Here is a 20,807-nt window from a genome sequence, read left to right as displayed (position 1 = left end):
GATATTAATGATTAGAAAAGCAATTCTAAAGGGGTCAATTTTTTGTATTTTATTAACGATTGTTATTTCTATTCTAAATTCGATATTTGTTATTAAGATAAATCATAGGAGCAAGTTGATTCAAGGATTGTATGAAAACATAGATGATCAATATGATGTTGTTTTGCTAGGTTCAAGCCACATGAATGGGGGTATTGATCCTAATATATTGTGGAGTAAATATGGAATAAGCAGCTTCAATTATGGAACTGGAGGCCAGCCAATAGATGTTACATATTATTTATTAAAAGAAGTATTAAAGAAACATAAAAATCCTATTGTTGTAGTTGATTTGTATTACTTAGGATTGACTGATGAATTTGGAAGTGAAGGATATGTTAGATACGTCCTAGATAATATGAGATTGTCAAAAAATAAAGTTGAAGCAATCATTAATACCACGCCTAAAGATCAGTGGGCTAGCTTTCTTTTCCCGATGATTAAGTACCATAATAGATGGAAGGAACTAACGAAACAAGATTTTAGCTTTAACATTGGAAGTTCGTATTATCAAAAAGGATTTTCAGCAGGTAATGAAATGTATGGTGAAGATAGAAAAGGGGATATAACTACTAAAGAAATAGGGACTATTCCACCAAAGGCAGAAAGGTATTTATATAAAATTATAGATTTATCTAAAAAAGAAGGCTTCAAACTTATATTTACTAATGCTCCTTATGATTATGCAAGTACATCAGGGAGTGACAATTGGAATAGGGAACCAGCTAAAATGTTTAATAAAGTGTCTGAGATAGCAAAAGATAATAATATAACATTTATAAATTACTGTGATAAGTTTGAACAAATAGGTTTTAACTTTAAAACAGATATGAATAATGCAGGGCATCTAAACATTTGGGGCGCTAATAAAGTAACTACTGATTTGGGAGAATTCTTAAAAGAAAATTATAGCTTAGTAGATCATCGGAGTGATATAAGGTATGCAAAATGGAATTCAGATTATAAACACTACTCTGAGACTAATGTAGCTGCTATGGAACATTAAAAATAATACTTTAATTTAAAAGAATCCTACTTAAAAAATACTTTTGAGTGGGATTCTCTTATTTTAGAGATAAGTAAAATAAGCACAATTCATTTTTAGATAAATATACTATATTAAATCATAATACTCTGAGGCTATAGGAGAAGAAAAAATGGAAAGCTCTGAAAATATAATACATGAGAACAATAAAAAAAAATGTTTAGTAATATGTCACTTTTTTTCAGTGTATACTAAAAATTTCTTAATAAATTTAAAGGCTGGTTTTGATATTGAATTTGATTTATTAACTATGGATGAGAATTATAAGAAGGATAGGATAAGTGACAGTTTAAATGAAGTTTTTATCTATAAAAGTCTAGATGAAATGATAGCTATACTTAGAAACATTGAAGTGTATGATATTATTCATATTCATTTTTTAGCACCATTCTATGGACAAGTATTTAATGAAATTAGGCAAAAATGTACTAAATTAGTTGTAACAGTGTGGGGAAGTGATTTTTATAGAACAATAGATAAAGACAAAAAATATCAAGAAAAGATAATAGAAGTAGCAGACGATATTAATTTTGGAAATGAAGATACATTAAAAGAATTTGATAACTTTTATAATAACAGATATAGTCAAAAACTTTCTGTATGTAGATTTGGACTTATACAATTAGATTACATTAAGCGTTTTATGAAAGAAGGTAAGGACAAGATTAAGAATGAACTAAAATGTCCACAAAACTCTATAATAGTAACTTGCGGGCATAATGCCTCACCTGCGCAAAATCATATTTTGTTAATTGAGTCATTAATAAGAATAAAAGACAAAATACCGGATAGTTGTTATTTCCTATTTCCTATGACATATGGGGATGGGGCTGTAGTTAACGAGGTAAGTGAGAAACTTAGTGAATCAGGATTAAAGTATATGATTATAGATGAATTTTTAAGTGATGAAGATGTAGCAAAGCTTAGAGTAATTTCGGATATTATGATCCATGTACAAACGACTGATCAGTTAAGTGGTTCCATGCAAGAGTATATTTATGCAAGGAATGTAGTAATAGTAGGTAGCTGGTTACCTTATGGAATATTTAAAAATGAAGATGTTTATTTATTAGAAGTAGATAGGGTTAAAGATGTGGGAGAGAAAGTAATATATGCCATTGAGAATTTAGAAAAGTTAATAGTTAATTGTGAAGAAAACAAGGATAAAATTTGGAATATGGCTTCTTGGGAAAAAACAATAGATACATGGGGAAACATTTATAAGGAATAAGGATCTACAAATAGTTTAGAAGCGCGTAGAGAATATGGAGTACTATAAAACGGATATTTACAATATATAAAGAGGTGAACTCATGAGAGCAATAATAATGGCCGGGGGAAGAGGCGAGAGGCTTAAACCATATACAACTGTAATTCCCAAACCACTTATGCCAATTGGAGATATAGCAATATTAGAATTTGTAATTTTGAAATTAAAGAAGGCAGGTTTCGATAGAGTAACTATAACATTGGGGTATCTTGGAAATCTTATTGAGGCTTATGTCGGTAATGGCTCGAGGTTTGGAATACCTATAGATTTTATTTATGAAGAAAAGCCATTAAGTACAATTGGACCATTAGCATTTATAGAAGATTTAAACGAAACCTTTATTGTAATGAATGGGGACATACTTACGGATATAGATTTTAATAAATTAATAGAATTTCACAAGAAAAAAAGAGCAAAAGCTACGATAGCTACAAATAAAAGATTATCAAAGATTGATTTTGGAGTTCTAAGCTTTAATGGCGATAGACTTATTACAGGTTTTATAGAAAAACCAGAATATAACTATGACGTAAGTATGGGGATTTATGTGTTTGAACCTGAAGTATTAGAATATGTAAAAAAAGGAATTCCATATGGGCTCGATTCTTTAGTATTAGATATGATTCAAAATCGTGATAGAATATATAGCTTTGAATTTGATGGATATTGGTTAGATATTGGAAGACCAGATGATTATGAGAAGGCAATTAAGATGTTCACGAAAATAGGTAAAGATTCTATTCAATAAGCGTAGAAAAGAAGGTGAGTAATTTGAAACAAGTAGTGCTAACTGGAGCAAATGGGTTTATTGGAAGAAGGTTAAAAGAAAAATTGATAGAGTTAAAATATGATGTTTTGGAATTGAATTCTTCAAATGGAGACATTACAAGTATAGAAACTTTAAGAACGTTTAATTTTGAAAAGATAAGTCATATTTTTTACTTGGCAGCAAAAGCATTTGTTCCAGAGAGTTGGACTCAACCAGAAGAGTTCTATAAAGTTAACTCCTTTGGAACTTTGAATATATTGGGCTATGTAAGGAATATAATATTGATTTAACATTTATTAGTTCATATATCTACGGGCAACCTAAAACCATGCCTATTTCAGAATCTTCGGCTATATGTCCGAATAATCCTTATGAGCATTCTAAGTATATAGCAGAGCAATTGTGTGAGTTTTATTCAATTAGTGTAAAGCAAGTAATTGAAGTTGTCCTAGAAATATTAAATATTGAGAAGAAAATAATTTGTGAGGATAGTCAAAGAAAAAATGAAATGAATGATGTTGTTGCTGATATAACAAAAGCTAATAGAGAATTAAACTGGTATCCTAAGTATTCTTTTTTAGATGGGATAAAAAAGATAATTGATGGAGAAATTGTAGATTATTCTAAGGCAATATTTTATAAGTTAACAACTAAATATATAGCACAAGATTAGAAGCTAAAGAACTTTTGTAATAATCCTACATATCATAATAATATACGTATGAATGTTATTATAAGCGGCTTAGGAGGATTATGGTGTGAGTAATGAAGTAAGCTTGTGTATGATTGTTAAGGATGAAGAAGAGTATTTAGCAACCTGCTTAGAAAGTGCCAAGGATATTGTCGATGAAATTATAGTTGTTGACACAGGGTCTTCAGATAGAACTGTAGCTATAGCTAAAAGTTTTAATGCAAAGATACATTATTATAAATGGAATAATAGCTTTAGTGAAGCCAGAAATGAATCATTAAAATATGCAACTAAAGATTGGATACTAATTCTTGATGCAGATGAGGAATTAAGAAATGAATCTGTAGAAAACTTTAAGAAATTATTAGATGGTTCGTTAAATGAGGATACTATTTATTTTTTTGAAACTTTAAGCTATTATGGAGACTCGATAGATAAAGCGTCTATAAATATAAATTTAAATCCAAGGTTGTTTAAAAACAATCAGGGAACACATTATGAAGGAGAAATTCATAATCAATTAATTTATTCAGAAAAAAAATATGGTGTAATATGCAAAGATATAAAAATCTATCATTATGGGTATTTAAATAAAAGCATATACACAAAGAATAAGCAAGATAGAAATATAAATCTCTTAGAAGAGCAAATAAGAAAGAATCCAAACAATGCATTTGCCCATTTTAATCTAGGAACTGAATATTCTAGACTAGATGATTCAGAAAAAGCTTTACAGCATTATTATAAATCTTATGAAAAATTTAATCCCCGAAAAGGATATAGTTATTTGTTGATATTTAGGATAGCTTTTGAAAATTATAAAATTAAAGATTACGAGACCACCTTAAAATTTATTAATATTGGAATAGAGCATTATCCTAAGTTTACAGAATTATATTTTTTAAGGTCACTAGTTTACAAGGATATGAATATGCCCATTAAGCAAATTAGTGAATTAGAGAAATGTATAGAATTAGGGGAGTCACCTATTCAATATAGATGCATATTTGGAGTAGGTGATTTTAAGGCTTATTATGAATTAGGAAATGTTTATTTTAATTTTAAGGACTATGAGACTGCATATAATTACTATGAAAAGGCTATAAATATTGATTTTATCAGTCCTATATATTCAATTGTATTTATATTAAAAAATAAAAATACACCAATAGATGAAATTAAAAAAATACTTGAGAAGCTTTTAGATAATTATAGTGAAGCTGATAAAGTTATGGCAGAATTGTTCTATTCTCAAGGCCTCTATAAAGTGGCATTAGAATATATAACTAAATATGAACAAACAAAAGTGCTTAAAGAAGAGATGGTCATTCTTAAAGTAAGATGTCTTGTAAGAACAGGTAAATTTGAGGAATGCATAAACCTTGAGGACATGGATATAAAGAGTAAATATTATATATATTTTTTAGTTCATAAAGTATTTAGCAGCATATTAACTAATAAAAATGAAAATGCATTAAAACTAATAAGTAGCCTTAATGGTGAGGGTTTGTCGGATTATAATAAAAAACTTATAAAAGTATATACACAGTGCATGAATATTTTCATGAATGGGGAAGTTTCAGAAATATCTAATGACGAAAATGAGACAGAATGCCTTGAAATGATTTTAGAAATTTGTGAGGTACTGCTTATAAATGACAAATTTGAAGATCTCAATATAGCAGTAAATTTATTGAATTTGATAAGTAATAAATCAGCCTTACTTGAGCTTGGAAAATTATATTATAATCAAGGATTTATTGAGTTAGGGAAAACAGAAATACTTAGGTCAATAAAAGAATTTGAAGTGTATGATAGGGTAGGGTTAAATATGTTAATGAGTTAATCTTTATGAAGAAAACTAATATAGATAAGAATAAAAAGGTGCGAGTCTATTAAGGACATTGCTATAGTTTTGACTGAGCACCTCTTTTTATTTATGTGTGATTACTAGGACGTAACTTTTTATTCTATTCTTTGTATGAGCCGAACACTGCACCGTCTACAGTATCACCAGGTTGTATTGGTGGGACTATAGCTACAGTATAAGTTGCATTTACTGATAGAGAAGAGAGACTTGAAGAATTGTCATATATATGAGAAACATAGTAATTATCTTTATTTCCAGTTCCACTTCTTGTTACCTGAACATTTACAACTGATGCATAGACTGATTCTGGAGCTACAAGTCCAGTTACATCAACATATTCAAGACTATGAGGTTGAGGTTGAGGATTAGGAAATGGATTTAAACAACCTATGATTTTTCCTTTGCTAGGGTAGGAGGCTTGACTAATTGATACATTAAGAAAAGGGGTAAGATAGGGGTCTTTAGATATTGCTGATCCAAATGTGCAAACAATGTTACTTTCTTTGGAGTACAATGCAATGGAAGTAGTTGATGTTCTATTTTTTAGCCAATATGAAACAAGATATGTCAAATTAGTCGTAATGGCAACCTTTGAAGTTAAAGGATAAAAGGTTCCTCTTATAACTGTGTTTACTTCAGGACGATTATTAAAAGTGGTATAGGTGCTAAAAAAGTCCTTTAAAGGGCTTATATAGAAAGGCGTTCTGTTATTATAAAAGTTATTAGTTTTAAATAAAATCAAATCTACATTACAAATCACCGAATCTTTAGGTATAGCTGAAATATCAAAAAATAGATAACTAAGATAAATATATTCGCCATCATTACCCACAAGAATTGTATCATCATTTATATTTCCATTAGGAATTTTATTTGTAACAGTTAAACTTTTAGTAGCTGGGATTAGCAAATTTGACAAACTCCTTACCTCCTTTCTATTTATAGGGTAATGCATGGAGGTATTTATGCCTCCATGCTAAGTTTAATAGTTTATGGCTCAGTATATGACCATGATGTTAGTACACCAGTAGTTTCATTTACAGTTTCTGTTGTAAGAATCTTTGGAGTAATTGTTAAGGTATAAGGAACACTTGTAATAGTCATTACAGTTGTAGCAGCTGAGTTATCATAGTCTATATCTCTATAAAATGAACGATTAATAGTTGCACCTGTAGTAACATTTAAAATTATTTTTAGATGACCTATTGAACCAGCAGCAACAGAACCAGAAGCTGTAACAACACGGCTTGATGCTGATTGAGGAGTATCAAAGTTAACAGTTAATGCCATAAAAACACATCTCCTTAGTTAATTATTTTTTATCCTATATTAGTGTATGAAACTGTATATAAAAGGTTACATATTCATATATATTAAGTTAATAATTATCTAGGAGTAAATTGATAACATTAATAATTATGCAAGTTATTATAAGTTTATTTATAAAAGTAGAATCTTTGCAGAAAAAATTTCTCAAATACAAGATAAAGAATTACATATAATATTAGAGCCTAATTATCTTACGATAATTAGGCTCTAAACGAGTTAATCTAATAATATAGATGCTATTTAGTTATATTTTATCAACACTTAAAGCAAACAGATTTGTATAAAGAGAGAATCTATTGCTTATGAGGATCAAAGACCTTAACTTTTGAAAAATCAGCTTTGTTAAATTGAAGTACACAAAGAACAAAGAATATAAGTCCCATTAATAAGATAATGAATAATCCCATATAAGGTTCAATTATAAATCCATTGATGTTAAAGGATACACCTTCTTTTACTAGCTCAGCAGAAGAGAGATTTTGCATCTTTAAAGTAATATATCTAAATATAGAAGTTGTATAGGTTAATGGATTTATGTAGACAAAAGGTCTAAGTAACTTTGGCATAACAGTGGTTGGGATATAAGCTCCGGATAAAAATGTTAATGGCATAGTAAAGGCAGTAATCATTATTTGGAAAGTAGTTGAACTTTTTGCAACACTAGCTAAGAATACCCCAATGGAGCTGAAGGTTACGCCTACTAGCAACATTACTCCAACCATTTCTACAAATTGCAAGAAATCTATGTTAAGCCCCATAAATAGTGCAACAACTACTACTAGTATACCTTGGATAACAGCTATTGTAGTGGAAGAAAGAACTTGCCCAATAGATATTTGCCATCTAGGTATAGGAGATACTATAATTTCTTTCATGAATCCCATGGAGATATCTTCTATTATGTTAGTTGAGTTGCTTAAGGCCGCTTGGAAAACCGTCATAATAATAATTCCTGATATTAAATAGTTTAAAGGTTGTTCGACACCTACAGTACTAGATTTCATAACGAATGAAAATATAAATAGGAAAAACAAAGACATAAATATAGAAAAGAATAATCTTAGCCTGTCCCTTGTAAAGTTAGTTAAGTTTCTTTTTAAAATTGCAATCATTCTGCGCATTATTCTCTGATCTCCTTTCCAGTAATAGATAAGAATACATCATTTAAAGTTCCTTTTGTTGTTTCAAAATCTACAATTATATCTTTAAACTTAGTTATAAGTTCTATAATTTCAGTAGTGTTATTTGAATAAATTGTAAATACATTATCTTCTTGTTTATACTTGATAGAATGTATGTTTAGATGTTCAATTAATAAATAAGTTTGTAACACCTCAAGCTTGGTTATGCTACCAGTGTATTGCTTTTTAAGATTAGAAGGTGTGTCAAAGGCTACAATCTTTCCATGATCCATAATAGCAACCTTATCGCAAATTTCAGCTTCATCCATGTAGTGTGTGGTTAAGAAGATAGTTATATTTTTTTGCTTCTGAAGCTTATAAATATAATCCCATATATTTGCCCTTGTTTGAGGATCAAGTCCTGTTGTTGGTTCGTCTAGAAATAAAACTTTTGGGTAATGAACCAATCCTCTAGCTATTTCCACTCTTCTCTTCATACCGCCTGAAAGGCTATTTACAGGTGCTTTTCGCCAATCTTTAAGATCTACTAAATCTAATACAAAATCAATTCTGTTTTTAATATCATTCTTAGGAACATTATAAAATTCACAGTGAAACTTTAAGTTTTCTTCAACAGTTAATTTTCCATCTAGTGCAGACTCCTGAAAAACTATTCCTATATCATTTCTAACTTTATCTTTATGTTTAGACACTTCATAACCATTAATATTTAGGGTTCCTTCTGACTTATTTATTATTGTACAAAGGGTATTAATGGTAGTACTTTTCCCAGCACCATTTGGACCAAGAAAAGCAAATATAGAGCCTTCTTCCACATTAAATGAAATATTATCTACAGCAGTAAAATCTCCATATTTCTTAGTAAAATTTTTAACATCAATAATGTTTGACATATTTGTAACCTCCTGTTGTTCTGTTTACAGGATAATAATAATGGTAAATTTTAAAATCAATTTAAAACAAATTTAAAGATTTTATAAAGAAGTATAAAAAGTTTTTAAACAGAATTTGATTGAAAGTAGCATAAGGATTTTATAAAATCTTTATAAATGCTTTAAGATATTTTTATTATTTATATATAAAATAAATTTAATATATATTGATAGTAATCTAGGGGGTAAAGATGAGTAATAGGAACGAATATAACGATAATTTTAATAGATGGAATAAACATATGAGAGAAGTAAGAAGAAGGCATATAGAGAAGCATAGATTAGAAAGAGAATTTCAAAGAAGAATACATGAGTTATATAGAGGAAGAAATGATTTTCAGTGGTATCATAGACATATTAAATTAACTAGGCCACTCATCATAATATTTAATCTTTTTATATGCTATATATTATTTAGAAATTTAGGCATGAAATCTATTGGTATTACTGTTGCAACAATAATTGGTATAGGTGGAATTATGCAATTACTTTTCCTTGTTAGCTTGGAGAAGAGAATTCTTAAACCTATAAGCAGGTTAAAACTAGGCGTGGAGGAAATCGCAAAAGGAAATTATGAAGTCTATGTTGATTCTGATGCTAGTAATGAGATAAATGTGCTTATTGATTCTTTTAATGAAATGGCTAAGAAATTGCAAGATGGTGAAAGATTAAAGCAGGAGTATGAGGAAAATAGAAAACTTTTAATAGCAAATATTTCACATGATTTAAAAACACCAATAACATCCATTCAAGGATATATTGAAACTATGACAGATAGAAATGATTTGCCTAAAGAGATAATAGAAAAGTATCATCAAATAATATATAGCAATGCTGGCTATATGAATAAGCTAATAGATGATTTATTTTTATTTTCTAAGTTAGATATGCAAAAGTTAGAACTTCAATTAGAAAATATAAATGTAAATGCTTTTATGGAAGATTTAATGGGGGAATTTAACTTTGAACTTGAGGAAAGAAATATAGATTTTACATATAGTGATGAAATTCAAGATAAATATTATGTTAATATTGACCGAAAAAGAATACATCAAGTGTTTAAAAATATAATTGGAAATTCAGTGAAGTATGGATCAGAAAATAACTTAAAGATTAATGTAAAGCTATATAGTAATAAAGAATTTGTATTTATAGATATAGAAGACAATGGTGAAGGTATACCAGAAGATAAGCTTCCATATATATTTGATAGATTTTATAGAGTGGACTATGCTAGAACTAAAGATTTAATGAGTACTGGGTTAGGGCTTGCAATAGCTAAAGAGTTAGTTGAAGCACATGGTGGAGAAATTACTGCCGCAAGTGAAAAAGGTGTAGGTACTTGCTTTACTATTAAACTTCCTATAAAAACAAATTAGAGAGGAGAAATAGCTATGAAACAGATATTAATTATTGAGGATGATATAAATATTGCAGAAATGGAAAGAGATTATTTGCAGTTAAATGGATATAAGGTTGAAATAGTTAATGATGGAGTTGAAGGGCTAAAGCTAGCAATGCAGGGGATATATGATTTGATAATAGTTGACTTAATGCTTCCAGGTAAGGATGGTTATGAAATAATAAAAGAGATAAGAAAGAGATTTGAGATACCAATAATAGTTGTTTCAGCAAGAACAGAAGATATTGATAAGATAAGAGGGTTAGATTTTGGAGCTGATGACTATTTAACTAAACCATTTAGTCCAGCTGAACTAACAGCAAGAGTTAAATCCCATATTAATAGATATGAGAGACTAAAGGGTACTAGTATCGCAGAACCAGAGCTGATAACTCATAGAGGATTAGAGATAAACACATCCTCTCATAGAATATTTGTTTATGGAAAAGAGGTTCAAATGACTTCTAAAGAATATGCGATTTTATTACTTCTTGCTTCAAATCCTAATGTCGTATTCACAAAGGAACATATTTTTGATAGAATCTGGGGCGATGAGTATTATGGAGATACTGCAACAATACCAGTTCATATACAAAAAATAAGAAAAAAGATTGAGAAGGATCCATCTAATCCAGAATTTATAGAAACCTTATGGGGAACGGGATATAGGTTTAAAATATAAAAAAAGCGACTAAGTCGCTTTTTTTTAATCTAGGTATAATTGATATAATGCTTGAGTACCTAAATCTTCTTTTCCTTGCTGTATAAGCTTATCATAAAGAGACTTGCATAAGTTAATAGTAGGTGTTTCTAGTCCTATAGAGTTTGCTTCCTCAATTGCTATTCCAAGGTCTTTAACAAAATGTTTTATATAGAAACCAGGAGCATAGTCTCCTTTTATTATTCTTGGGGCATAAGCATTTAGTTGCCAACTAGCAGCGCCACCAGAACCAATGGATTTTAATACATCTTCTATATTTAAACCTGACTTTTTAGCATAAGATAAAGCCTCACACACACCCATAATGCTTCCAGCTATAGCAATTTGATTCGATAGCTTTGTATGTTGACCAGCCCCAGAGGGACCTTGAAGTACAATGTTTTCTCCCATCAATTCAAGAAGAGGCTTTAAATCATTAAATGCCTTGGAGTCACCACCTACCATTATAGAAAGAGTTCCATTTTTAGCACCAACATCTCCTCCAGATACAGGAGCATCAAGAGCATAAATGTTTTTTGAATTTGCAACTTCATATATTTTCTTTGCTAGAGATGGTTTTGAAGTGGTCATATCAATTATATAGCTGTTCTCTTTTGCATTATTAAGGATTCCATTTTCAGATAAATAAACTTCTTCAACGTCCTTAGGATATCCAACTATAGTTATAATAACATTAGAAGCAGAAGAAAGTTCAGCAATAGAATCCATCCATTTTGCGCCATTCTTTACTAGGTCCATAGCTTTTTCTTTGGTTCTATTATAAACCAAAACTTCATAGCCGCCTTTTAATATATTTGAAGCCATGGATGCACCCATAACACCTGTGCCTATAAAGCCAATTTTAATATTTTTATTTAACATAGTGAAATCCTCCATAAAAATTATTCTTATTCTAATTATACTAAAAATAAACATTTAGGGGATGAGAACATATATTATATCAAGATAAAATATGTAAATTTTTAGACTTAAACTAATGAGGAGGAAATAGTATGCAACTAGAAAAGTTTGTAGATGAACTCCCAAGACCTAGAGTATTAAAACCAAAAGGATCAGTTGATAGGTTAGAGTATTATGAAGTTCCTATGGAGGTAATAAAGCAAAGTCTTCATAGAGATTTACCACCTACAGAATTATGGGGATATGATGGAAGCTATCCTGGGCCTACTATTGAGGCGAGAAAGGATAATCCAATATTAGTTAAGTGGACAAACGAACTTCCAGTTAATAGACACTTATTGCCAGTAGATACAACAATACACGGTGCTGAGCCACCTAATCCACACGTTAGGACAGTTGTTCATCTTCATGGAGCAAAAGTCTCTCATGATAATGATGGATACCCAGAGGCTTGGTTTACTAATGGCTTTAAAGAAGTTGGACCAGATTTTGAAAGAAAAACTTATTTGTATCCTAATAATCAGCAGGCGACTTGTTTATGGTATCATGATCATGCAATAGGGATAACACGTTTGAATGTTTATGCAGGACTTGCAGGATTTTATATGATACGTGATAAGGAGGAGCAATCTCTTAACCTTCCAAAAGGTGATTATGAAATTCCAATAGTTATTCAAGATAGAAGTTTTAATGAGGATGGAAGTTTATACTATCCAGCTGAACCAACTCCACCAGTTCCTGATGTATATCCATCAATTGTTCCAGAATTCTTTGGGGATACAATATTAGCAAATGGGAAAGTATGGCCATACTGCGATGTAGAGCCAAGATTGTACAGGATTAGATTATTAAATGGTTCTAATTCAAGATTCTATACCCTTAATTTTAACCCAGTTAATGGTAAGGCACCTCATGTTATGCAGATAGGAACAGACCAAGGCTTACTAGAAAGACCAGTTCACTTAATGGAATTAATTTTAGCACCAGCAGAGAGAGCAGATCTATTAATAGACTTTACTGGTCTTGATGGACTAGAATTTATACTAGCTAATAGTGCACCTACTCCATTTCCAATGGGAGAAAATCCAGACCCCAATACAACAGCTAATGTTATGGAATTTAGAGTAGGTAATATTGTTAAAAACTATAAAAATAACACTATGCCAGATAGATTAGTTGAAGTTGAGAGATTAGATCCTGATTGTGCATGCAAGATACGAAACCTTACACTTGACGAAAGTACAGATCAATATGGCAGGCTATTGCTTCTTTTGACTGGACAGAACTGGAATGATCCAATTACTGAAACACCTGTACTCAATAGTACAGAGATATGGAGATTTGTAAACACCACTGTTGATACTCATCCAATTCATTTGCATCTAGTAAAATTTCAGATATTAGAGAGGCGCCCTTATGATTTAGCATACTATAATGCAACAGGAGAAATAAAATATACAGGGCCAGCTAGATATCCAGATTCAAATGAGAGAGGATGGAAAGATACAGTTAGGGCTAACCCAGGCGAAATCACATCCATTATAGCAAGATTTGAAGGCTATTTAGGAGTATATCCATGGCACTGTCATATTTTAGAGCATGAGGATCATGATATGATGAGACCATATAGAGTAGTGAAAAAAAGTTGTGATAAAAATAAATATTAAAACAATTTAAGAGGATAAAGCTAAAACTTTATCCTCTATTAATATAATATTGAAATTTATGAGATAATATATAATTATGAAAGTTAATTAATATGATATAATCTATTTTAATATAATCTCACTATGGAAGGGGAAAAGTACATGATTATTTTATTTAACATCATAGTTGTACTTTTATTAGTAGCTATGAATGGCTTTTTTGTTGCAACGGAATTTGCCATGGTGAAGGTAAGAAAATCAAGAATAGATACCTTGGTTTTAGAAGGGGATAAGAAAGCAAAAGATACTCAAAAGGTAGTAAACGATCTTAATTCTTATTTATCGGCGTGTCAGCTTGGAATAACTTTAGCATCATTAGGGTTAGGTTGGGTAGGTGAGCCTGCAGTTGCAGATATATTAGCACCTTTATTTAAATTATTTAACTTATCTGAAGTTACAGTTCACTCTATTTCATTCATACTTGGATTTGCAATAATAACAGGCTTTCATATAGTTCTTGGAGAACTTGCACCTAAATCATTAGCTATTATTAGTGCAGAAAGCATAGCAATGCATACTGCATTTCCACTAATTATGTTCTATAAAATTAGCTATCCAATTATGTGGGCATTTAACCATAGCACTACTTTAGTATTAAAAATATTTGGGATCTCACAAGTTCATGAACATGAAGCAGCTCATACAGATGAGGAAATAAAAATATTAGTAGAAGAGAGTTATAAGCATGGACTAATAGATAAAACAGAGTTAACCTTTCTAGATAATATATTTGATTTTTCAGAGAAAACAGTTAAGGAAATAATGATACCCCGTACAGATATGGCTTGTATTTTTTTAGAGGATTCCTTTGAAGAAATAATACAAACATGTCTAGAAGAACAATTAACTAGATATCCTGCGTGTAGAGATAGTAAGGATAATGTTATAGGCTTCATACATATAAAGGATTTATATAAGCAGAAAATAGAAGGAAAGAGTGAAGATATAGAGAGTATTGTGCGTGAAATAAAATTCGTTCCTGAGTCAATGTCTATAAGCGTGTTATTCAAAATGTTCCAAAAGGAAAAAGAGCAAATGGCAATTATTATAGATGAGTATGGCGGGACTGCAGGACTAATAACTATAGAGGACATTCTTGAAGAAATTGTTGGAGAAATTCAAGATGAATTTGATGAAGAAAGTGACGAGATAATAAAAATAGAAGAAGATAGTTATCTAGTTGATGGAAAAGTATTGATTGAAGATATTAATGATTTATTAGGAACAGAGATTCATGAAGAAAATATAGATACTATCGGTGGATGGGTGTTCTCTCAGCTAGATTCATATCCAGAGGTTAATCTTAAGGTAACTTTAAAAGGATATGATTTTATAGTGACAGAATGTGATAATAGAAGGGTAAGTTCTGTCTTAATTAAGAAGGCATCTGTGGGAGACGTTTCTGAATAATAAAAAACTCTTTTAGTCTATATAACTAAAGACTAAAAGAGTTTTTATTATTTCCCAAACCTATAACCAACACCCCATATAGTTTCTATATATTCTGGATCGGATGGGTTGAATTCTATTTTCTCTCTGATTTTTCTTATGTGCACAGTTACTGTAGCAATTCCCCCTATTGCATCTAGCCCCCATATTCTTTCAAATAGTTCTTCTTTTGAAAAAACTCTATCAGGGTTGCTTATTAAAAGAAGTAATAAATCGAATTCCTTAGATGTAAATTCAACTTCCTTTCCATTTACATATACCTTTCTAGAGGGTTTTGCAATTGATATACCTCTAATTTCAATTATATCTTTGTTGGACACTTTATCTTTATCAATTAATCTTTCATATCTTGCAATATGAGCTTTTACTCTTGCAATTAGTTCAGTAGGACTAAAAGGCTTAGTCATATAGTCATCAGCTCCTAAGCCTAAACCACGCATTTTATCGACATCTTCTTTTTTTGCAGATACTATGATAATAGGAACTTCTTTTTTAGCTCTAATTTTTTTGCATATTTCAAAACCACTTATATTGGGAAGCATTAAATCTAAAATTATTAAATCATAATCTTCATTTTCAGCTTTTACAAGCCCCTTGGCTCCATTATTTTCTATTTCAACCTGAAATCCATTTATCTCAAGATAGTCCATTTCTAATTCAGCAATACTTATATCATCCTCTATTATTAATATCTTTTTCATAGTGACCTCCATTTAATAAGTTTATTGTCCATACTTTTTTAAGGAAAAGAAGATAGAAGTACCTTTATCAAGGGTGCTTTCAGCCCATATAGAACCTTCATGTTCTTCAATTATTTTTTTTGCTATAGCGAGGCCGAGTCCACTTCCTCCAATAGATGTTTCTCTAGAGGAATCTGCTCTATAGAATCTGTCAAAAATATAAGGTAAGGCTTCGGCATCGATTCCTTTGCCGTTATCTCTTATTTCAATAACAGCATAATCAGAGTTTTCCGTTACAATTATATCTATTAATAATTTATCATTAGATTTATATTTTATTGAGTTGCCAACTATATTCATAATTGTTCTCTTAACTTGATAAACATCAATATTTACTAAGATTGGAGTTGTAGGAACCTTGGAAGTTAAATTAATTAATGAATGGTCTAGATCGAAATTAATTTCTTCAACACAATCATTTATATAATTTCTTATATCAACCATTTGAAAGTTAAAAGCTTCTCTTCCTAAATCAAGCTTAGAGAATAGAAATAAATCATTGATTAAGCTATCCATATAAGTTGCTTTAGTATATATAGTTGTAATATACTTATTCATTTTCTCAGGCGTATCTGCAATGCCATCTCGTATTCCTTCAATGTACCCCTTTATGGATGTAATAGGAGTTTTTAAATCATGAGATATACTTGAGATTAGCTCTTTTCTATTTTCCTCGTATTGGTTCTGTAATTCGAGTGATTCCTTAAGCTGCATGCGCATTTCTTCAAAGGAATTCCCTACTTCTCCTATTTCATCCTTAGTGGAGATATTTATCTTATAATCTAAGTCACCTTGTTTTATTTTATTTGCTGCATTCTCTAGTTCCTTTAAAGGAATAAGTATACTTTTAGATGTAAAGTAGGTTAATATTCCATTAGTAAGAATTAGAATAATTAGAGCTGAAAGTACTACAATAATAGCATTTCTTGCAATCATATCTTTAAAATCGTCCATGTTCACAACATAAAATAAACTACCTTGACTGCCATCTTTAAAATAAAAATCTTGCTGACTCAAAATGTGTATGTCTTTATTACTTTTGTTAATTACATCTGATTTAAATGGAGGTAATGATGGGCTATTTATAATATCTTTTATATAGTCCGAAGAATATACTATTTCATCATTTTTTCTTACTATTATTCCTGAATAATTAAAATCAACGCTTCTTTCTAGTTGAAGAAGGTAGTCTTTATCTAAGAATTTATCAGGATTATCAAGAAGTTGATTATTTACCTTTTTTAAAAGCTTAGTATTTGATGAAATAATCTTACCAAATATAGCTGCGCTGTTTATTGCAGTATTACCACTTAAGTTATATTTCGAACTTTCAGTAGTATAAGACACAAAAATATTACTAATAAATATTATGAGAATAAAGGGTATAAGAAGCATAGCTATATAGCTAAACTTTAATCGTGACTTAATAGACATTGTAAGATTCCTCCATTCAAATTGCTTAGAAAAATGAGCAAGACTAGATAGACTTGCTCATTAAGTTTTAGGTAAATATTATATTTATATTAGCATAAGAATATATTCATTTAAAGATATTGAATTATTCATATCTTAATGCATCTATTGGATCTAAGTTAGCTGCTTTTCTAGCTGGATAAATTCCAAAGAAAATACCAACTGCAGAGGAGAATAAAATTGCACTAATTATAACAATAGGAGATAGGGAAGGAGTTATGTTAGCAAATTTTCCAATTCCGAAAGCACCTAGGATACCTACAAGCATACCAATTATTCCTCCTAGCATGGATATTATTACAGACTCTGTTAAAAATTGAAGAAGTATTGCGCCTGTTGTAGCACCTATAGCTTTTCTTATACCTATTTCTCTTGTTCTTTCAGTTACTGAAACTAACATTATGTTCATAACACCTATTCCACCTACTATAAGAGATATAGCAGCAACAGCGCCTATAAATGCTGTGAAAATTCCAAGTACATTATTAATTTGATCTATTTGGCTAATAGCATTCTCTGCTATATACATATCCTTGCCTCTATTATTGTGTCTGCTTTCTAGTATATTTTTCGCACCTATTCCAGCATCTTCAGTTGAGTTTTTATCAGTTGCCATAACGCTAATTCTATCTATTGAAAATTCATTAGAATACATATTTTGAAGTAAAGTAGCAGGAACATAAAGCATTGCTGGTCTTTGATTACTCATACCACCAAAAGAAGCCATAGGGGAAGAAGTTATCCCTATTATGGTCGCTTTTATAGGTGATTGTGAAGAACCAATTTTAATTGTCTTTCCAGTAGCATCACTATAACCAAATAAAGTTTTAGCAGCTATTTCATCTATTATTACAACATTCTTTCCTTCTGAATATTCTCTTTCATTAAACGCTCTTCCATATAAAAACTCTAAGTTTTGAATAGTTAATCCGTCAGTATTTGTTCCAGTAATATTTGCTTTTTTATTTTCAGTGTCAGAAATTGCAACACCAGATTTTGAAACAAAAGGAGCAACATATTTTACTGTATCTACTTTGTTTTTAACTTGCTTTATATCTTCATAAGTAATACGGTCACTTTGTTCTGCTTTAGAAGAATCTATAGATATATTTACTGTTGAGGAACCGAATTTCTCAAATTCGCCTGTTATAGAGTTTTGACCACCTTGTCCAAGTGAAACAATGGTTATAACAGAACTTATACCTATAATTATTCCAAGCATTGTAAGAAAGGAGCGCATTTTATTTGAAATAATGCTATCTAAGGCCATTTTAAAGTTTTCTACTAAATTAGCTAATATGTTCATACGTGCACCCCCTATAGAATAATTCTATCCTTTACTTCATAATCATCAACTATTTCTCCATCTCTAAACCTAACTACTCTTTTAGTATGGTTTGCTATGTCAGGTTCATGAGTAACCATTATTATTGTGGCACCTTCATTATTTAGGTCTTGAAAAATCTTCATTATTTCTACTGAAGACTTAGTATCTAGGTTACCAGTAGGTTCATCAGCCATAATAACGGCAGGGGTATTAACAATAGCACGAGCTATTGCAACTCTTTGCTTTTGTCCTCCAGAAATCTCATTAGGTTTGTGTTTTATTCTATCAAGTAATCCAACCTTATCTAGTGCAGTTAGTGCTTTTTCTCTTCTTTCTTTTAGTGGCACTCCAGCATATGCCATAGGCAATTCAACATTCTCTAGAATAGTCATTCTTGGAAGTAGATTAAATGCCTGAAATACGAACCCGATCTCCTTATTTCTAATAAAGGCTAGTTCATTATCAGTTAAATTAGAAACATTTTTACCATTGAGAGTATAAGAACCTTCGTCTAATCTATCTAAACATCCTAATATATTCATCATAGTTGATTTTCCTGAACCAGAAGGACCCATTATGGAGGTGAATTCGCCTTTTTCAATTTTAAGATTTATACCTTTTAACGCTTTGAAGTTAATTTCACCATTAACATAGCTTTTAACCACATCTTTGATTTCAATCATTATTTACCATCTCCTGTAGAATCTTTAACTAGTTCACCTGTTTTTATATCTCCACTTGGATTTAATATAACCTTGTCACCATCTTGTACACCATTAACTATTTGAGCTTCCATATCTGATTGGAGACCAAGGGTTACATCTTTTTCTGCAACTTTATTTTTCTCTACTGTGTATATAAAAGTTTTACCAGTTTTATCAGTAACAATACTTTCAGCAGGTACTTTAATAACATTGTTTACTTCACCTAATAACACATCAACATCAGTATCAAAGTCAATTTTTAGTCCATCAGGCTTATCAGTAATGTCAATTTCAACATTTAGAGTAGTATCAGCTCCAGTAGGAGAAGCAGTTTTTGCAGCAGTAGGAGCTATGAAAGATACCTTTCCTTTTAACTCTGATTGACCATTCTTAATTACAGCGTCTTGTCCTATTTTAATTTTTGAAGCATCATATTTACCAACAGACATAACAGCTTTCAAGTTATTAACATCCTGAATTGTAATAGCTGGTTGAGTAGCCATAGAGGATGTTGCACCTTCTGTTAAATTAACAGCAGTTACTATTCCATCAAAGTCAGCAACAATTGTACTCTTGCTTTTTGAAAGATTGTCCTTCGCAGTATCTAAAGATATTTTTTGAAGAGCTATATTATTATCTGATTGTTTTAATTGTTCATCTGAAAATGGAACCTTTAATGAATCCTTTTTATTCATTAGTGTTGCTTTTTGATTTTCCAATTGAGTAACTTGAGCTGCTTGCGAAGGATTGTTTTTTAATGCATTTATTTGTTTGTCAATATCTGAAATCTGGTTATCAACATCTGCAACACTGTTCTTAGCAGCATCATTGCTATTTAGTTGATTTTGTTTAGTAAGTACAGCATTATCATAAGCTAATTGTGCTTGTTTAACTGCTGTATTTGGGTCAGCCACATCAAACTCAGCTAAAACTTGGCCTTTTGTAACAGAGTCCCCTACTTTTACATTTACTTTTTTAACTTGTCCTTGAATAGGGAAATAATCTTTACTATTCTTTGATTTTATAGTAGCTGTAGTTGAAAGATAAGCTTTAATATCTCCTTGAGAGACTGTAGCAGTTTTTACACTTACTAAATTATTTTTATTTTTTCTTCCTAAGGTACCAACAGTTATTATTCCACCAACAACAACTACAACGATAATCCAAGTAATTAATTTCTTTTTCATATAATAAATACCTCCAAAAATTTTCTGTTTTAAAACTATAGTGTTATTGTAAAGGACAAGTATAAATCAGAATTAAAGTAATTATTAAATAATTCTAAACTAATAATAAAA

The 20,807-nt window shown here is 30.3% G+C and carries 18 protein-coding genes and 1 pseudogene; 9 read left to right on the top strand and 10 right to left on the bottom strand.

Going from position 1 to position 20,807, the window contains the following annotated elements; all coding sequences use genetic code 11:
• Positions 1-7: 7 nt before the first annotated feature.
• The 5 genes and pseudogenes from L1S47_RS13215 to L1S47_RS13190 all read left to right on the top strand — a co-directional run bounded on the left by L1S47_RS13215 (position 8) and on the right by L1S47_RS13190 (position 5,660).
• On the top strand, positions 8-1,045 hold the full coding sequence (locus tag L1S47_RS13215; protein ID WP_238884005.1) for a hypothetical protein: 1,038 nt from the start codon (positions 8-10) through the stop codon (positions 1,043-1,045).
• Between the two features lie 151 nt (positions 1,046-1,196).
• Positions 1,197-2,315 carry a glycosyltransferase gene (locus L1S47_RS13210; protein WP_238884004.1) on the top strand — a complete coding sequence of 373 codons (1,119 nt, stop codon included), beginning with the start codon at positions 1,197-1,199 and terminating at the stop codon, positions 2,313-2,315.
• Between the two features lie 82 nt (positions 2,316-2,397).
• The gene (locus L1S47_RS13205; RefSeq protein ID WP_238884003.1) at positions 2,398-3,102 is read left to right on the top strand and encodes a sugar phosphate nucleotidyltransferase; all 705 of its coding nucleotides are present in this window, start codon (positions 2,398-2,400) and stop codon (positions 3,100-3,102) included.
• A 14-nt stretch (positions 3,103-3,116) separates the two neighbouring features.
• Positions 3,117-3,796: pseudogene (locus L1S47_RS20770) on the top strand (NAD-dependent epimerase/dehydratase family protein).
• An 85-nt stretch (positions 3,797-3,881) separates the two neighbouring features.
• Positions 3,882-5,660: a glycosyltransferase gene (locus L1S47_RS13190; protein ID WP_238884001.1), complete on the top strand. Its 1,779-nt coding sequence runs from the start codon at positions 3,882-3,884 to the stop codon at positions 5,658-5,660.
• A gap of 124 nt (positions 5,661-5,784) precedes the next feature.
• On the opposite strand, the gene L1S47_RS13185 is transcribed toward L1S47_RS13190, so the two are convergent.
• The 4 genes from L1S47_RS13185 to L1S47_RS13170 form a co-directional block, all read right to left on the bottom strand.
• Entirely contained in the window at positions 5,785-6,603 is an 819-nt protein-coding gene (locus L1S47_RS13185; RefSeq protein WP_238884000.1) for a DNRLRE domain-containing protein, read from the bottom strand.
• Between the two features lie 71 nt (positions 6,604-6,674).
• A complete protein-coding gene (locus L1S47_RS13180) occupies positions 6,675-6,974 on the bottom strand; it encodes a hypothetical protein (RefSeq protein ID WP_238883999.1) in 300 nt (99 codons plus the stop codon).
• Between the two features lie 332 nt (positions 6,975-7,306).
• Positions 7,307-8,134, bottom strand: a complete 828-nt coding sequence (locus L1S47_RS13175; protein ID WP_238883998.1) for an ABC transporter permease — start codon at positions 8,132-8,134, stop codon at positions 7,307-7,309.
• On the bottom strand, positions 8,134-9,048 hold the full coding sequence (locus tag L1S47_RS13170; protein ID WP_238883997.1) for an ABC transporter ATP-binding protein: 915 nt from the start codon (positions 9,046-9,048) through the stop codon (positions 8,134-8,136). The genes L1S47_RS13175 and L1S47_RS13170 overlap by 1 nt, the downstream gene beginning before the upstream one ends.
• A 230-nt stretch (positions 9,049-9,278) precedes the next feature.
• Between L1S47_RS13170 and L1S47_RS13165 the strand changes: the two genes are divergently transcribed.
• Positions 9,279-10,466: a cell wall metabolism sensor histidine kinase WalK gene (locus L1S47_RS13165; protein ID WP_238883996.1), complete on the top strand. Its 1,188-nt coding sequence runs from the start codon at positions 9,279-9,281 to the stop codon at positions 10,464-10,466.
• Between the two features lie 15 nt (positions 10,467-10,481).
• The gene (locus L1S47_RS13160) at positions 10,482-11,171 is read left to right on the top strand and encodes a response regulator transcription factor (protein WP_238883995.1); all 690 of its coding nucleotides are present in this window, start codon (positions 10,482-10,484) and stop codon (positions 11,169-11,171) included.
• Positions 11,172-11,195: 24 nt separating this feature from the next.
• Here the strand turns inward: L1S47_RS13160 and L1S47_RS13155 are convergent, their stop codons facing one another.
• Positions 11,196-12,071, bottom strand: a complete 876-nt coding sequence (locus L1S47_RS13155; protein WP_238883994.1) for an NAD(P)-dependent oxidoreductase — start codon at positions 12,069-12,071, stop codon at positions 11,196-11,198.
• A gap of 131 nt (positions 12,072-12,202) precedes the next feature.
• Between L1S47_RS13155 and L1S47_RS13150 the strand changes: the two genes are divergently transcribed.
• Complete coding sequence (locus tag L1S47_RS13150) at positions 12,203-13,777, top strand: multicopper oxidase family protein (RefSeq protein ID WP_238883993.1); 1,575 nt, start codon at positions 12,203-12,205, stop codon at positions 13,775-13,777.
• Positions 13,778-13,918: 141 nt separating this feature from the next.
• Positions 13,919-15,226 carry a hemolysin family protein gene (locus L1S47_RS13145; protein ID WP_238883992.1) on the top strand — a complete coding sequence of 436 codons (1,308 nt, stop codon included), beginning with the start codon at positions 13,919-13,921 and terminating at the stop codon, positions 15,224-15,226.
• A gap of 47 nt (positions 15,227-15,273) precedes the next feature.
• On the opposite strand, the gene L1S47_RS13140 is transcribed toward L1S47_RS13145, so the two are convergent.
• The 5 genes from L1S47_RS13140 to L1S47_RS13120 all read right to left on the bottom strand — a co-directional run bounded on the left by L1S47_RS13140 (position 15,274) and on the right by L1S47_RS13120 (position 20,696).
• A complete protein-coding gene (locus L1S47_RS13140; protein WP_238883991.1) occupies positions 15,274-15,966 on the bottom strand; it encodes a response regulator transcription factor in 693 nt (230 codons plus the stop codon).
• A 21-nt stretch (positions 15,967-15,987) separates the two neighbouring features.
• Entirely contained in the window at positions 15,988-17,439 is a 1,452-nt protein-coding gene (locus tag L1S47_RS13135) for a cell wall metabolism sensor histidine kinase WalK (protein ID WP_238883990.1), read from the bottom strand.
• A gap of 124 nt (positions 17,440-17,563) precedes the next feature.
• Complete coding sequence (locus L1S47_RS13130; protein ID WP_238883989.1) at positions 17,564-18,784, bottom strand: ABC transporter permease; 1,221 nt, start codon at positions 18,782-18,784, stop codon at positions 17,564-17,566.
• A gap of 11 nt (positions 18,785-18,795) precedes the next feature.
• Entirely contained in the window at positions 18,796-19,488 is a 693-nt protein-coding gene (locus L1S47_RS13125; RefSeq protein ID WP_238883988.1) for an ABC transporter ATP-binding protein, read from the bottom strand.
• Entirely contained in the window at positions 19,488-20,696 is a 1,209-nt protein-coding gene (locus L1S47_RS13120) for an efflux RND transporter periplasmic adaptor subunit (RefSeq protein WP_238883987.1), read from the bottom strand. Before L1S47_RS13120 ends, L1S47_RS13125 begins: the two co-directional genes overlap by 1 nt.
• Between the last annotated feature and the right edge of the window lie 111 nt (positions 20,697-20,807).

Origin of the sequence: Clostridium sp. YIM B02551 (genome assembly GCF_022324735.1) — a bacterium.
GTDB classification, from domain to species: Bacteria; Bacillota; Clostridia; order Clostridiales; family Clostridiaceae; genus Clostridium_T; species Clostridium_T paridis.
The sequence above is the reverse complement of the archived record's forward strand: the minus strand, read 5'-3'. Positions and strand labels throughout refer to the sequence as shown.

Bases quoted from the DNA above. Each gene is read 5' to 3' on its own strand.
- L1S47_RS13215 (WP_238884005.1), top strand. From the start codon at position 8: ATGATTAGAAAAGCAATTCTAAAGGGGTCAATTTTTTGTATTTTATTA.
- L1S47_RS13210 (WP_238884004.1), top strand. From the start codon at position 1,197: ATGGAAAGCTCTGAAAATATAATACATGAGAACAATAAAAAAAAATGT.
- L1S47_RS13205 (WP_238884003.1), top strand. From the start codon at position 2,398: ATGAGAGCAATAATAATGGCCGGGGGAAGAGGCGAGAGGCTTAAACCA.
- L1S47_RS13180 (WP_238883999.1), bottom strand. From the start codon at position 6,974: ATGGCATTAACTGTTAACTTTGATACTCCTCAATCAGCATCAAGCCGT.
- L1S47_RS13175 (WP_238883998.1), bottom strand. From the start codon at position 8,134: ATGCGCAGAATGATTGCAATTTTAAAAAGAAACTTAACTAACTTTACA.
- L1S47_RS13170 (WP_238883997.1), bottom strand. From the start codon at position 9,048: ATGTCAAACATTATTGATGTTAAAAATTTTACTAAGAAATATGGAGAT.
- L1S47_RS13165 (WP_238883996.1), top strand. From the start codon at position 9,279: ATGAGTAATAGGAACGAATATAACGATAATTTTAATAGATGGAATAAA.
- L1S47_RS13160 (WP_238883995.1), top strand. From the start codon at position 10,482: ATGAAACAGATATTAATTATTGAGGATGATATAAATATTGCAGAAATG.
- L1S47_RS13155 (WP_238883994.1), bottom strand. From the start codon at position 12,071: ATGTTAAATAAAAATATTAAAATTGGCTTTATAGGCACAGGTGTTATG.
- L1S47_RS13150 (WP_238883993.1), top strand. From the start codon at position 12,203: ATGCAACTAGAAAAGTTTGTAGATGAACTCCCAAGACCTAGAGTATTA.
- L1S47_RS13145 (WP_238883992.1), top strand. From the start codon at position 13,919: ATGATTATTTTATTTAACATCATAGTTGTACTTTTATTAGTAGCTATG.
- L1S47_RS13140 (WP_238883991.1), bottom strand. From the start codon at position 15,966: ATGAAAAAGATATTAATAATAGAGGATGATATAAGTATTGCTGAATTA.
- L1S47_RS13135 (WP_238883990.1), bottom strand. From the start codon at position 17,439: ATGTCTATTAAGTCACGATTAAAGTTTAGCTATATAGCTATGCTTCTT.
- L1S47_RS13130 (WP_238883989.1), bottom strand. From the start codon at position 18,784: ATGAACATATTAGCTAATTTAGTAGAAAACTTTAAAATGGCCTTAGAT.
- L1S47_RS13125 (WP_238883988.1), bottom strand. From the start codon at position 19,488: ATGATTGAAATCAAAGATGTGGTTAAAAGCTATGTTAATGGTGAAATT.
- L1S47_RS13120 (WP_238883987.1), bottom strand. From the start codon at position 20,696: ATGAAAAAGAAATTAATTACTTGGATTATCGTTGTAGTTGTTGTTGGT.